The organism is Myroides sp. C4067 (genome assembly GCF_038039665.1).
Classification (GTDB): Bacteria; Bacteroidota; Bacteroidia; order Flavobacteriales; family Flavobacteriaceae; genus Flavobacterium; species Flavobacterium odoratimimum.
Map to the genome: position 1 here is coordinate 20,839 of NZ_JBBPHJ010000022.1, position 14,616 is coordinate 35,454.

The following is a 14,616-nucleotide window of genomic DNA, read 5'->3' on the forward strand; positions in this document are numbered from 1 at the left end:
ATTTGTTACTATAAATACTTGAAATAAATGATCAAATTCAATAAAGAAACTAAAAAGCTTGAAATAACAGATAATCAAAAAGGACGCTTAACATCTTCTAGGATTATGTCTTCTGCTATCCTAATCTTAGGAGCGGCTAGGCTGTATACTGCTAACTGGCAACAACCTAAAGAGATGGACTATGTATTCTGTATTATTGTAGCTACCTTCTTATATATTACAGTAAAGAACTTCTTAATACAAACTGCTGTTGACTCTATAGACAAATATGATATTAAGTATGTGAAGATGCCAAAAGCATTAGGTACTAAAGCGGTGATAAAACTGAATAATAGAAAGACTAGAGACGTGTTTGGACTTAAAACTCCTGATGCTAAGAATGCATTCAGAAAGGTCTTAAACGATGCTAAAATAAAAATGATTAATTAATGGCTGTTGTTAAAAAGCATTACTGTGATTTTTGTAATGAGCTACCTGTAGATTCTGACAATCCGAATAAGTACTATCACGATTATGAATATGGCTTCGAATTAACGGATGACAATGCGCTGTTTGAACGATTTGTTTTAGAAATAAACCAAGCGGGGCTGAGCTGGAATACTATACTTCAAAAAAGAAAAAACTTCCAAAAAGCTTATGTAGGGTTTGATATAGACAAGGTGGCTAATTTTACGCAGGCAGATATTGATCGATTATTACAAGACAGCGGGATTATTCGCAATAAACTAAAGGTTAATGCTGCCATCTATAATGCTAATCAAATCATCGTGTTACAAAAAGAATTCGGAAGCTTTAAGAATTGGTTAGACCTACATAAAGAGCATACACTAGAGGAATGGGTAAAGTTGTTTAAAAAACACTTTAAGTTTGTAGGAGGAGAGATTGTAAATGAGTTTTTAATGAGTACAGCTTATTTGCCAGGGTCACATCGAGTAGACTGTCCTATCCATAAAAATACAAGATTTTACTTAGACAAGTAAAATAGAGATACAATCACTGGAATGCAGTAGTTTAAAATTTAACTCTCAAAGTAAGTTACTTTGGGGGTTTTTTGGTTAATATTGCATGATCATTTCATTATAAAATAGCCAAATGGAGAATCAATTGGGGTTAAGAACAGTTACTGTTACTAGGTATATTATGCCACTGCGAGAAGGAGGTTCACTTCCTGCACTTGCAGATGCTGATGACGACTTTAAATATGTATTAAAATTTAGAGGAGCTGGTCATGGTATCAAAGCATTAATTGCTGAATTATTAGGTGGTTTAATCGCTAAGAAATTAGGGTTGAATGTACCTGAATTAGTCTTTGCTGAGCTAGATGAGGCTTTTGGTAGAACAGAAGCAGATGAAGAAATACAAGATCTACTACAGTTTAGTAAAGGTTTAAATCTAGGTCTTCACTTCTTATCTGGAGCTTTGACTTACGACCCTTCTGCTTTAGAGATAGAAAGTAAATTAGCTTCTCAAATTGTGTGGCTAGATGCTTTTATCACCAATGTAGACCGTACATTTAGAAATACGAATATGCTAATCTGGCATAAAGAGTTGTGGCTAATAGATCATGGCGCTTCTTTTTACTTCCATCATTCCTTTACGAATTGGGAAAAAGGTGCGTTGACTCCTTTCTCATTTATAAAGGATCACGTATTATTACCTGTGGCAAAAGAGCTAGATATAGTGGATAAAGAGTTTAAAGTATTACTTCAAGAAGAAGACCTTAAATGTATTACAGATCAGATACCTACTGATTGGTTAGAATGGGAAGAAAGCGATTTGACCCCTGAAGAGATAAGAAGTGTTTATTTCTCTTTTTTAAAGAACAGATTAGCGAATTCTGATCTATTTGTTAACGAAGCAAAAAAACATCAAGATGCAGGTATATGAGTATGCAATAATAAGGTACACTCCTAAAGTAGAACGAGAAGAGTTTATCAATATTGGGGTATTAGTATTCTGTAAGGCTAAGCGAATGTTGATCTCTTCATTTCATTTAGACAAGAAGAAGATTGAATGCTTCGAAAGCGAGTTAGACTTTGACACTTTAAAAGACCACGTAGATGCTTTTGAGCGCATCGCAAAGGGACAGTGTAAAATATCACCTATAGGAACTTTAGATGCGGCAGAACGCTTTAGATGGCTAACCGCTGTAAAGAGCTCTTGTATACAATCTTCTCGTCCACATCCTGGTATGTCTGAAGATATGGAGGAAGTGTTAACTAGACTTTTTAAAGAATTAGTATTATAAGATGCCACTGTACTACCTTAAAGATAAAATAATAAAGCAAACTACGTTCATCCTTAAAAGATTGCCTTTTTGGGTTAGTTTCATAGCGTTGTTTTTAATGATATACGATTTAGGTTTTAATACACTTAACGATTATCATTACCACTTAAATGTTTTTTACAATATTTGTTTGAGCATCGGGATGCTTGCTATCGTTAGACGTTATTTTAATAAAGATAACCACGAGACTTTAGGAGTGAAGATATTTGACTGTTTTAGTATTGTATTGTTTTTAATCTTGATTATAGCCAGATGGCAGCCTGAGCATACTATAAGGTTCTTTGACAGCAATGCTGTTATTTCGTTTGGTTTATTCCTAATGTTAGTAAGGGAGTTTTCTGTCTTACAGTTAAACTTAAAACAGACTAGAATGAACCCTGCTCAGCTATTTGTTGTCAGTTTTCTATTAATCATTTTTATAGGAGCATTCATGCTTTCTTTCCCTAAAGCGACGAATACACCAGGTAGTATGCGTTATATAGATGCTCTATTTACGGCTACGAGCGCTGTGTGTGTAACGGGGTTATCTACAGTAGATATCGGTGCGCAGTTCACTATATTTGGAAAGACGGTGATGATCTTTTTAATGGAATGTGGAGGACTTGGAATCATGACCTTAGCGAGCTACTTTAGTTTTTTCTTTAGAGGAAAAGCCTCTTATGGAAATCAATTAGTACTTAAGGATATGTCTTATATCGATAAACTAGGAGACGTATTCGCTACGCTAAAACGAATCATTATTATATCTGGTATTATACAGTTTATAGGGATGATCGCGATATTTATCAGTATACGTCATCAGCATTTTGAATCTTTGTTTGACAGAGTGTTTTTCTCTATTTTTCATGCTGTATCAGCCTTCTGTAATGCTGGATTCTCTACTTTACCTGAGAACCTATACACTTTTGAATACCGCTTTAATTATCCATTGCATTTAATTATAGCAGGGTTATTCATTATGGGAGGATTAGGGTTCCCAATTGTATTCAATGTATATAAGTATGTAAAGCACTTGATTATCAATAAGCTTCTTCCTTTTAGCATGAAGGAAGCGAAGATTCATATTCCTCGTGTTATTAATCTAAGTACTCGAATTATCTTAATCACTACAGCTGTATTAATCGTAGGAGGTACTGCAGTAGTCTATATCTCAGAATATAATAATACGCTAGCAGAACACAGTGGCTTTGGAAAGTTAGTCACAGCATTCTTTACAGCTACTTCACCACGTACTGCAGGTTTTGCGACAGTAGATAATAATCTATTTACTACTTCTACATTCTTGGTCGTGATTCTCTTAATGTGGATCGGGGCATCACCAGTATCAACAGGAGGGGGTATTAAAACAAGTACTTTTGCTATCGCTGTCTTAAATATCTGGGCCTTAATGAAAGGTAGATCTAGAATAGAAGTATACAGAAGAGAGGTGGATCAACTGTCTGTACAACGTGCTTTTGCGATTATATTCTTATCTTTATTTGTGATAGGAATAGCTATTTTTGCGCTCTCGTTTTTTGAGCCCAAGACAGATTTATTAAGATTAGCATATGAGGCATTCTCTGCTTATAGTACATCAGGATTAAGTACAGGGATTACAGCTCAGCTGACAGATCCTAGTAAAGTAACTTTGATTATGCTTATGTTTATTGGACGAGTAAGTATGCTTACCATCCTAATAGCGATAAGTAAAAAAGAAAAATTAACGAATTATAGATATCCAACAGAAGAGATTCTGATTAACTAATATAGGACATGAAATATATTATTATTGGTTTAGGAAATTTTGGTGCATCATTAGCACAAAAACTTACAGAACAAGGAAATGAAGTAATAGGTGTAGACAAAAGTATGGCTAGGGTAGATGCTTATAAGGATATGATATCTCATACTATCTGTCTAGACTCTACTGATCAATATATGATGTCTGGACTACCTCTAGCGAATACAGATATCGTTATCGTAGCTATCGGGGAAGACCAAGGAGCTAATATTATGACTACTGCTGTTCTAAAAAACCTAAATGTAAAAAGACTGATCAGTAGAGCTATTAGTCCTGTGCATGAGAATGTCTTACAAGCCATAGGAGTAGATGAAATCGTACACCCTGAAGAAGAAACAGCAGAGAGATGGGCGAAGAAATTATGTATAAAAGGAGTAGTAGATTCTTATGAGATTAACGGACGATACAGTATCGTAGAAATCACTGTGTCTGACCGTTTTGCAGGTAGAACATTAGGAGAGATCGGTTTCAGAACTAATTATAACTTAGTCGTTCTTACAACACTGAAGATAAAAGAAGAAAAGAGCTTTATCGGGATGCATAAGAAAATACACGAAGTACAAGGTATTGCCTCTTATGAAACAGTATTAAATAAAGGAGATATCATGGTTATCTATGGTGATAACAGAGATATTAAAAAAATATTAGCAGAATAATCTAAAACTATAAAGAAATGGGAGAGCAAGTTTTAAACGATCTGTTTTGGTTAAAAGATAGAACAGAGGAGATGCCTGTACTATTTGTGGGGCATGGCTCTCCTATGAATGCTATAGAGGACAATGAGTTCTCTCAATATTGGAAGAACTTAGGGAGACAACTGCCTAAGCCAGAAGCGATCTTAGTAGTCTCTGCCCATTGGTTAACAAAAGGAACTTTAGTTACTGCTAATTCTACATTAGAAACAATTCACGATTTTAGAGGTTTTCCAAAAGCGTTATTTGATGTTGAATACAATGTAAAAGGAAATCCTATTCTGGCAAATGAGATAACTCTTCTAAGCGAACGTCAGGATATACACGAAGATTTAACTTGGGGATTAGATCATGGGGCATGGTCTATACTGTGTCATTTATTTCCTGAGGCAAATATTCCTGTATTGCAATTGAGCATAGATTATTACAAAGGTCCTGAATATCACCTAGAAATAGGAAAACAACTAAAGGCACTTAGAAAAAAAGGAGTATTGATAATAGGAAGTGGTAATATCGTACACAATCTATCTGCTCTAGACTGGCATAATATGAATAAAGACAATTATGCATTTGATTGGGCGATAGAGAGTAATGAATTAGTAAAGCAGGCAATCCTCAATAGATCTTTTACAGACCTATTAGATTATAAAAATAAAGGTGTAAGTATGCAATATGCAGTACCTACACCTGATCATTATTATCCGTTATTATATATTCTAGGTCTGACAAATAGTAGTGATAACATCCACATCTTTAATGATAAATATGTAGGTGGATCCTTAAGTATGACTTCTTACTTGTTTGGGTAAGGTTTAGTATAAGTACATTTCCATTTCTACTTGTTCTAGATAAGGTTCTCCACCTATAGATTTAAAGAAAGAATGAATACCAAAGTTTTGTCCATCTATATTTGTGATATAGAAGTTTCTATCATTACCTATTAATTCTTTAATAAGATAAGAAGCTATTCCTTTACGTCTATATCCTTCTTTTACCCATACCTGAAGCACCTTGTTTATGCGTTGGTCATATATTAAATATCCTACAGTAGTAGTGCCATTAATAGTTGCTTTGCGCATAATTAGGGTAGTCTCGAAGTTGTGTACGCAGAACTCATTATTCTCCCATGTAGGGATAATATCTTTCTCTGCAAAATAGATAAGGTACTCATAATATGGTAAATTATTGATTTGCAAACCTTCTATTTCTTCAAACTTAGAGCTCTTAACATTAGTTATTCCCTTAATAGAATTAACTACTCTCCATTTTTTAAAACCAATCTTGCGATATGACTTACAAGCAGTCTCATTAGAACTGATTACTTCTAAGTTAATTTTACGCATATTAAAACTCTTAAATAAAGGGATAGCATAATCATACATCTTAGTAGTAAGATTATTACCTCTAAAAGAAGGCAATACTCCTGTACCAGCATTATATAGATAGTCATTATTCTTACCGTGAAGAATAAATCCTACTAATTCTTTATTACAAAAAGCCCCTACAGAAATTGTTAAATCGATTCCCTCAGCTTTAATTTTGTCTTTTAATTGTTCCAATGTTAATCTCATAGGGACAGTATAATCTGAAAAAGACTTGTTAAAAACAGATAAAAGCTCCTCTAAGTTTATATTCTTTAAAAAACGATATTGAAAACTATAAGTCATACACTTCCTTAATCAATTTATTTATAATATTTGATGATGAATCTCTTCTGGCATAATGGGAATTAGTTCCGCACCAAAGAGAATTAAAATTATGAAATTTTTTTTGTTTTGCAAAACTTCTTAATTTTTGTGTTAAAATATTTTGAATAGGATACAAAGGTATGTTTTTATTATTAAAATCTATCATTTTCACAAATTTATTAAGAATACCTCTAGCAAATTTACCAGAAAAAGACTTGGTCAAAACAGTTTCAACTGCCTCTCCTTTGTGTAAAAGATCTTTTTGATAATCCATAGCAGTGCTTTCATCCGCTGTAATAAATAAAGAACCGTAACATACCATAGCGGCACCTTTATCTAGATAATCACGGCCTATAGTACCATTGTATAAGCCGCCTGCCACAAACAAAGGTTTCTGTACGATAGGTAATACGCTATTAAACAATTCTTCTAATGGGAGGTTATCTTCTAAAGAATCTTTCAGAAAAGTACCTCTATGACCTCCTGCTTCGATACCTTGAAGAATAATAGCATCGATACCCTTGTTATCTAAATAAATAGCTTCTTCTACTGTAGTGGCTGTACCTATTAAATATATATCTAGGTCGTGTAGTTCTTTTATCTCTTGATCTGTAAAACAGCCAAAAGTAAAAGCAAGATAGGGAAGGCCTAGTTCTTTTACTACTTCTAGATTACCTTGATACGTCTCTTGATCAAAGTCGGTAATTGTAGTATGAGAATATCCTATTTCCTTGCCTATCTCACTTAATGTATGTTGCATATCATCAATCTCTCTTTGATCAATATCAACTATAGGATTAAGAAACATATTAACGATAAAAGGCTTGTCTGTTAAAGACTGCGTTTTTTTGATTAACTCTCTGCTTAAGCCAGGAGGGAAGCCACCTAATGGAAGTGTACCTATACAACCTGAGTTACTTACTGCTGCTACCATCTCTGGCGTAGCTACTCCTAACATAGGAGCTTGGCAAATAGCATAATCTGTACCGAAAATAATGTTCGCTTTTTTCATAATCTATATTTTTAGAGTTCCATATCTCCTACGGGGTAATCTCCAAAATGATGAGATAAATGAATAGTCTTATAGGTCAATGTAGAATATTTATTAGAGAACAAGATGATACATACATTATCTTTAGCTAGTCTTATATATGAAGAAGTATTTCCTCTCCACCAGCCATTGTGATACGTATACATATCGCCATTGTCCATCTCTAATAATCTTATTCCTAACCCATAATTTCTATTTCCTTTTTTCTCAAAGCTATATCCTTTAAACATTTCTTGTTTAAGATCAGCACTTAGGAAATTATCAGAATATAAAGCAGTATCAAACTTCAGAAAATCTCTAGGAGTGGTATAGATGTTTTTGTCTCCATAAGTTCCATCCATATAGTCCCATCTCATTAGTTTTTTCCCTCCAGAGAAAGATTGTGTTACTTCATTTTTTCTCGTTAGATCATCAAATACAAAACTGTGGTTCATCTCTAACGGATCAAAGATTAACTCTCTTACAGCTTCTCTAAATGTCTTCTGAGTGATTCTCTCTACAATAGACGCTAATAATACATAGTTAGTATTACTATACGTAAATCGAGTATTAGGAGTGAAGTCTAGTGATACTCTCTTTTTATTAATTACTTTTATTACATCTTCATTTGTAACAGTGGTTTTATTATCCCAGATATTCTTATAATATCCATAATACCCCAAACCACTTCTGTGACTTAACAAGGTTCTTACCGTTATCTCAGGATAAGGAAATCCTTCTATAATCTCAGATACGCTCTGGTTAAGGTCTAATCTACCACTGTCTACTAATCTTAGAATAGTAACGGCTGTGATAACCTTACCAACAGAAGCAACATGCATAGAGGTCTCGCTTCCTATAGAGTCGTTACCACTTCTATCTGATACTCCAGAATAGTTCTCATAAATAACCTGACCATTCTTAGCCACTAGGAAACTACCTGTATATCCGTTTTTATTAATATTATCGTTATAAAAATTCTCTATAATATGAGCCTTCTCTAAAATATAATCTGTAGTAACTTCTGGAAACTCCACTTTATAAGGGTTATCCACACGTACATTATGTTCTTTTATGATAGGAATATTTGTAGCTAATTCTTTATTCTCTTGGCATGCATATAGAGATAATGCCGCCATTATTGTTATTGCAAAATATCTTTTATTAATCATTCGTTCTTCTAAGTAAAAGACCAGTTAGAGTGATTTTATAACTGGTCTTATTTTAATATCTTATAACTACTGTATTCTCAATTGTTCTTTCGTTTTTTTAAGTAATCCATCTTTGTGTAAAAGCACTGAAATAGACTTTAATTTCATGTATGGAATACTCATGTAAATATAACCATCATTTCCTACACGATCACTATTTGGCCCCCATGAATTTTTTACTTTATAGTAAATATTTCCTTTTTGATCCTTTACTTTACCTACGATGTGCATGAGGTGATCATCTTGGGTATTAAAGTTATAAAACTCTTGTAATCTGTAATCAGCAGTAATGTCTTTCTCTTTAATAATCTCCGTTAAACCTTTTTCTGTATCAGCATTGTCATTGGGAATAAAAGCAATTCCATATTTACCAGAAAAAGTCTTCTCAGATACATCACAATCTAAAGAAAGTGTATAACCATTATCTAAAGCGTAATCAATATTAGCAATATACTCATCTAGTGGAAGATTATACATACTACCATTAGAGAAATTATCTGGAATATTAAGAATAAACGAAGAATAATTCTTTTTATTTTGGAAAGAAGAAATTGTTACATAATCATCAGGATTAAGGGTAGTCATTTTCAAGAAACTCTCAGGAGTATATTTTTTGCCTTGATAAGTAAACTCTTTAATATTACTTCCCATATACATATCTAATACGTGCTCAGTTAGTTCTTTCCAATTACTAGAAATAGGAGCGTCACTCTTAGCAAAAGCATCTATTAGACTCTTTAATACCTTAAACAGTTCTTTATGATCATAGGTTTCTTGTCCTACTAGCCCAGAATACGCTTCTACAGGAACTAATCCATAATCTCTCATACTGTTAATCACATCGTGAGCTAAACCACCTTCACCGAATTGAGTTTTACCTTGTCTTAGAATGTAGTTTTCTATTTTTTTAGGGTATGTATTTCTAACGTTATACATCTCAGAAAGATCAATGTGTTTGTTCGTTTTTCTAATTATTTCAGATTCTAAGAATGAAGAAGTACTAAAGCTCCAGCAAGTTCCTGTTTTTCCTTGACTGATAACAGGTGTACCTTGAATATCTACAATGTTTTGAAAATCATACTTTTGGGCATGTACTCCTAATCCTAAAAATAGGACAGATAGGGATAATAGTGTTTTTTTCATGGATTATAATGTTTTGGAATGGCAATATAATGCAAAAAATAGGTTATTTTTACCCTAAATTAAAAAACATTATGAGTAAGATTCAATGGGAAACAGCTATCGAGTTTGAGGATATTACATACAAAAAGTGTGATGGAGTAGCTCGTATTGCTTTTAATAGACCGGAGGTTCGCAATGCTTTTAGACCAAAAACAACTAGTGAACTATATCGTGCATTCTATGATGCACAAGAAGATACATCTATCGGAGTAGTATTATTATCTGCAGAAGGGCCATCACCTAAAGATGGAGTTTATTCGTTCTGTAGTGGAGGAGATCAAAAGGCTAGAGGGCATCAAGGATATGTAGGAGATGATGGTATGCATCGTCTAAATATCTTAGAAGTACAACGTCTTATCAGATTTATGCCTAAGGTAGTAATCGCTGTAGTTCCAGGATGGGCTGTAGGAGGAGGGCATAGCTTACATGTAGTATGTGATATGACTCTAGCGAGTAAAGAACACGCTATCTTTAAACAAACTGATGCTGATGTAACAAGTTTTGATGGTGGATATGGTTCTGCATATTTAGCTAAAATGGTGGGTCAGAAAAAAGCAAGAGAGATCTTCTTCTTAGGTAGAAACTATTCTGCTCAAGAAGCTTTCGAAATGGGAATGGTAAATGCTGTCATTCCTCATGCAGAATTAGAAGATACTGCTTATGAATGGGCACAAGAGGTATTGGCTAAATCACCTACCTCTATCAAGATGCTTAAGTTCGCGATGAACTTAACAGACGATGGAATGGTAGGTCAACAGGTATTCGCAGGTGAGGCAACTCGTCTAGCTTATATGACTGATGAAGCTATAGAAGGAAGAAATGCATTCTTAGAAAAGAGAAAGCCTAACTTCCCTAAAAAATGGATTCCATAGTAGTTTATATCTAATAAACTCTAGAGATATAGAAGCCATCCAAATATTTGGATGGCTTTTTTATATAAGCTAAGGAGGGAAGTATACTAAAATTTAAACAAGGATGAAGTCTATAGGGTATATTTTGGTATTCTTTTCCTAAAAAGTCCAAAAACTTCCACTTTTTTCCTAAAAAGGGCATTTTAAAAAATATAACTAATTGATTTTTAGCAATATAATGTATTTCAATATCCTCTTTGTTCGGAAGGTATTCGGTAAAGTTCAGTGTTTGTTCGGAACAGAGGCCTTTTTTCCGAAGAACCCCCAAAGAGTGCCCAATGACTCTCCGAAGAAACTTTATTTAGATAGTTATTAGATCAGTATCTATAAGTACCTAACTTACTTATCAAAAACCTATTTCTTTTTTCTAAAGAACCTCATTCTTATTAAAAAAAAGAAGTGTTTATCAGCTAATTCTACTCTCTTATCTTATTCAAATCCTCTATATTAGCAATCCTATAAACTAGATTCAAGGCTTCATATTTACTTAAATTATTACTTTACATAATATGTAATATATGCTGGAAATAAATAAGTTACAAATAATAATAAATGGTTATAACTTATTGTTATGGGGTAGAATAAAGGAATTTAAAAGAAAATAAATAGGGCAGAATACTGTTCTAAAAAGTTTTTAAATAACTTCTGACTTTATACCCTTAATTCTTGAATAACTTTTAACTTTACTACAAACCAGGAGACAGTAGAAAATGGCAAAATTAATATTAAGAAGAAAAAAAGCATTTGTAGAGCGATTTAGAAATTATACTATTTTCTTAGATGGAGAGAAAATAGGGTCTATAGCTAATGGAACAGAAATGACTTTTGATATCTCAGAAGGCAAACATATTCTTAGTACCAAAATAGACTGGAATACATCTAATGCTATTATTTTTGAAATAGCAGAAGATCAAACTTTGACTTTCTCTGTAAAAGGAGCTAATCCACTTTATGCTTTATATTATACCTTTGTCAAACCACATAAGTATTTAAAACTTAAACTGATTGGCTAACTTATCGTATAAATATTAGTAGATAGACTTGTACAAACGTTATCGTATCTCATAAATTCTATTTAATTTTGGCTTTTTAATACCTTGCTAGAAGTAATAACTTTTAGTATTACCTAAATATATCGATGATAAAAATTAAAGCTTGGGTAAGTGCTGCAAGATTGCGTACTTTACCTCTTTCTGTTTCTGGAATAATCGTTGGTAGTGCATGTGCATACCCATATTTTTCTACTAATACTTCTTTTATAAGTATTTTTTCTTTTGCAATACTTACTACATTATTACTACAGATTTTATCAAATTTTGCAAATGATTATGGAGATGGAGTAAAAGGGACAGATAATGAAACTCGTATAGGCCCACAGAGAGCTTTACAGAGCGGTTTAATCACTCCTAAGGAAATGAAAAAAGGAGTAATCATTACTTCGTTATTATCGCTTATTTCTGCTTTGGTTCTAATTTATATTTCCTTTGGTAAGGATAATTTTTTCACTTCTATATTCTTCTTTGTTTTAGGAGTAGCCTGTGTAGCAGCAGCTATTAAATATACAGTAGGATCAGGAGCATACGGATATAAAGGATTAGGAGATTTATTTGTGTTTATCTTCTTTGGTTTAGTGAGTGTGTTGGGATCTTTCTATCTATATGGTCAAGTATTTGATTATTGGGTAATCTTACCTGCTATAGCTGTAGGAAATCTAAGTATAGCTGTATTAAATATTAATAATATGCGAGATTTAGAATCTGACAAATTAGTTGGTAAAAACACATTAGCTGTAAAGTTAGGTAGACAGGGCGCTAAACAGTATCATTATTTTATTGTTCTGTTTGCTTTAATAGCTTTCATCGTTTATGGAATACATGCTAATTTCTCAATAGTAAAATATTTCTTTGTAATCGCTTATATTCCTTTATTAAAACACTTAATTTTTGTAAAGAAAAACAGAGAACCTAGAGAATTAGATTCACAAATGAAAATAGTAGCATTAAGTACTTTTTTACTTTCTGTATTATTTTCAATAGCTTTAATACTTTAAAAATTAGAATTATGGAAATTACGTATTATGGACATGCCTGTTTAGGTATTAAAATAGAAGATATTAATATCATAGTGGATCCTTTTATATCAGGGAACCCACTACCTGCCGCTAAAGGAATAGATGTAGATGCTATAAAAGTAGACTATATTCTTATCACTCATGCTCATGGAGATCACATAGCTGATGTAGAGCGTATAGCTAAGAATAATCCAGAGGCAGTTATAGTATCTAATGCAGAAATAGCAGGACATTATGAAGCAAAAGGTTTTCAGGCTCACCCTATGAACCATGGTGGGTCATGGATGTTTGACTTTGGAAAATTAAAATATACTCCAGCTATCCACTCAAGTTCTTTTCCTGATGGAAGTTATGGAGGACAACCTGGTGGGTTCGTAATAGAAAGTAAAAATAAGAATATCTATATAGCTGGTGATACATCTCTTACTATGGATATGAAGTTAATACCTATGTTTACGAATCTAGACTTGGCTATTTTGCCAATAGGAAGTAACTTCACTATGGATATAGATGAGGCTGTTATCGCTTCAGACTTTGTTAAATGTGATAAAGTCTTAGGATATCACTTTGATACATTTGGTTATATAGAGATAGATCATGAAGAAGCTAAACGTAAGTTCTTTGAGAAAGGAAAAGACCTAATGCTTTTAAATATTGGAGAAAGCTTGACTTTATAGTTATGATTGCTAGATATAAAAGACATAATTTAATATTCAAGAGACCTTCTGGTACCTCTAGAGGAATTCTTACAGAGAAAGAAACTTGGTATATTATATTAGAAGATAATAATAAGATAGGAATAGGAGAGTGCGGTATACTGCGCTCTCTTAGTTTTGATGATAGACCTGATTATGAAGAAAAGCTACAGTGGACAGTAAAAAACATTCACTTAGGTAAGGAGAAACTTTGGGAAGAACTAAGAGACTGGCCGTCTATACAGTTTGGTGTAGAACAAGCTTTTCTTTCTTTAGAAAGTAAGAATCCTTTTATCTTATTTCCTTCTGATTTTACAGAGCATAAAGATGCTATAGCCATTAATGGTTTAGTATGGATGGGAGAGGAGGCCTTCATGAAAGAACAGATAGATGAAAAACTAAAAGAAGGCTTTAATTGTGTTAAGTTAAAGATTGGCGCTATTGATTTTGATAAAGAGCTTGGTTTACTTCAGTATATAAGAAAACATTTCTCTGCAGAACAAATAGAGTTAAGAGTAGATGCTAATGGAGGCTTTCATCCTGAAGAGGCTCTATTTAAACTAGAACAGTTAAGTACATTAAATCTTCACAGTATAGAGCAACCTATAAAACAACATCAAGAATATCAAATGGAAGAGTTATGTAAAATAACTCCGCTTCCTATAGCTTTAGATGAAGAATTAATAGGCGTTACTAGTTATACTGATAAGGCAGCTCTTTTAGATAAAATTATGCCTCAATACATTATCTTAAAGCCAAGTCTAGTAGGAGGGTTTAAAGGTAGTCTCGAATGGATAAAATTAGCTAAAGAAAGAAATATTGGTTGGTGGATAACTTCTGCATTAGAAAGTAATATCGGTCTTAATGCTATAGCTCAATGGACTTATACACTTGAGTCTAATATGCCTCAAGGACTAGGAACAGGATCACTTTATATAAATAATATAAACGCTCCACTAGTAGTTAAAAATGGGGCATTATGGTATGATGATCAAATTCAATGGGATCATTCAATCTTAGATAATTAAAAAACAAAAAAATAGCAACAAATATATTTGTTGCTATTTTT

At 33.0% G+C, this 14,616-nt stretch carries 16 protein-coding genes; 12 read left to right on the forward strand and 4 right to left on the reverse strand.

What is annotated here, in order from left to right; translation table 11 throughout:
* The first annotated feature begins 27 nt into the window (after positions 1-27).
* From AABL87_RS13890 to ygiD, 7 genes are all read left to right on the forward strand, one after another.
* The gene (locus AABL87_RS13890; RefSeq protein WP_341277507.1) at positions 28-429 is read left to right on the forward strand and encodes a hypothetical protein; all 402 of its coding nucleotides are present in this window, start codon (positions 28-30) and stop codon (positions 427-429) included.
* Positions 429-980, forward strand: a complete 552-nt coding sequence (locus AABL87_RS13895; RefSeq protein WP_341277508.1) for a DNA-3-methyladenine glycosylase I — start codon at positions 429-431, stop codon at positions 978-980. Before AABL87_RS13890 ends, AABL87_RS13895 begins: the two co-directional genes overlap by 1 nt.
* A 112-nt stretch (positions 981-1,092) precedes the next feature.
* Entirely contained in the window at positions 1,093-1,887 is a 795-nt protein-coding gene (locus tag AABL87_RS13900) for a HipA family kinase (protein WP_341277509.1), read from the forward strand.
* On the forward strand, positions 1,874-2,248 hold the full coding sequence (locus AABL87_RS13905; protein ID WP_006258834.1) for a DUF3037 domain-containing protein: 375 nt from the start codon (positions 1,874-1,876) through the stop codon (positions 2,246-2,248). Before AABL87_RS13900 ends, AABL87_RS13905 begins: the two co-directional genes overlap by 14 nt.
* A 1-nt stretch (position 2,249) precedes the next feature.
* Positions 2,250-4,031, forward strand: a complete 1,782-nt coding sequence (locus AABL87_RS13910; protein WP_006261233.1) for a TrkH family potassium uptake protein — start codon at positions 2,250-2,252, stop codon at positions 4,029-4,031.
* A gap of 8 nt (positions 4,032-4,039) precedes the next feature.
* Entirely contained in the window at positions 4,040-4,723 is a 684-nt protein-coding gene (locus AABL87_RS13915; RefSeq protein WP_006261234.1) for a potassium channel family protein, read from the forward strand.
* A gap of 17 nt (positions 4,724-4,740) precedes the next feature.
* Positions 4,741-5,568, forward strand: coding sequence for a 4,5-DOPA-extradiol-dioxygenase (gene ygiD, locus AABL87_RS13920; protein WP_006261235.1), 828 nt, complete (start codon positions 4,741-4,743; stop codon positions 5,566-5,568).
* Positions 5,569-5,571: 3 nt separating this feature from the next.
* On the opposite strand, the gene AABL87_RS13925 is transcribed toward ygiD, so the two are convergent.
* From AABL87_RS13925 to AABL87_RS13940, 4 genes are all read right to left on the reverse strand, one after another.
* Positions 5,572-6,330, reverse strand: a complete 759-nt coding sequence (locus AABL87_RS13925; protein WP_232234283.1) for a GNAT family N-acetyltransferase — start codon at positions 6,328-6,330, stop codon at positions 5,572-5,574.
* An 85-nt stretch (positions 6,331-6,415) separates the two neighbouring features.
* Positions 6,416-7,459, reverse strand: a complete 1,044-nt coding sequence (locus AABL87_RS13930; protein WP_006265325.1) for an NAD(P)H-dependent flavin oxidoreductase — start codon at positions 7,457-7,459, stop codon at positions 6,416-6,418.
* An 11-nt stretch (positions 7,460-7,470) separates the two neighbouring features.
* Complete coding sequence (locus tag AABL87_RS13935) at positions 7,471-8,616, reverse strand: serine hydrolase domain-containing protein (RefSeq protein WP_006258828.1); 1,146 nt, start codon at positions 8,614-8,616, stop codon at positions 7,471-7,473.
* A gap of 99 nt (positions 8,617-8,715) precedes the next feature.
* Positions 8,716-9,831, reverse strand: coding sequence for a C1 family peptidase (locus AABL87_RS13940; RefSeq protein ID WP_039329583.1), 1,116 nt, complete (start codon positions 9,829-9,831; stop codon positions 8,716-8,718).
* 71 nt (positions 9,832-9,902) lie between these two features.
* Here AABL87_RS13940 and AABL87_RS13945 point away from each other — a divergent pair, with 71 nt between their 5' ends.
* The 5 genes from AABL87_RS13945 (at position 9,903) to AABL87_RS13965 (ending at position 14,575) form a co-directional block, all read left to right on the forward strand.
* Positions 9,903-10,742 carry a 1,4-dihydroxy-2-naphthoyl-CoA synthase gene (locus AABL87_RS13945; RefSeq protein WP_006258825.1) on the forward strand — a complete coding sequence of 280 codons (840 nt, stop codon included), beginning with the start codon at positions 9,903-9,905 and terminating at the stop codon, positions 10,740-10,742.
* Positions 10,743-11,491: 749 nt separating this feature from the next.
* Positions 11,492-11,794 (forward strand): hypothetical protein, encoded by a 303-nt coding sequence (locus AABL87_RS13950; RefSeq protein ID WP_341277510.1) that lies wholly within the window; start codon positions 11,492-11,494, stop codon positions 11,792-11,794.
* 125 nt (positions 11,795-11,919) lie between these two features.
* The gene (menA, locus tag AABL87_RS13955) at positions 11,920-12,831 is read left to right on the forward strand and encodes a 1,4-dihydroxy-2-naphthoate octaprenyltransferase (RefSeq protein ID WP_016649377.1); all 912 of its coding nucleotides are present in this window, start codon (positions 11,920-11,922) and stop codon (positions 12,829-12,831) included.
* A gap of 11 nt (positions 12,832-12,842) precedes the next feature.
* Positions 12,843-13,529, forward strand: a complete 687-nt coding sequence (locus tag AABL87_RS13960) for a metal-dependent hydrolase (protein WP_006263612.1) — start codon at positions 12,843-12,845, stop codon at positions 13,527-13,529.
* A gap of 2 nt (positions 13,530-13,531) precedes the next feature.
* Positions 13,532-14,575, forward strand: coding sequence for an o-succinylbenzoate synthase (locus tag AABL87_RS13965; protein WP_006263613.1), 1,044 nt, complete (start codon positions 13,532-13,534; stop codon positions 14,573-14,575).
* The last annotated feature ends 41 nt before the right edge of the window (positions 14,576-14,616 follow it).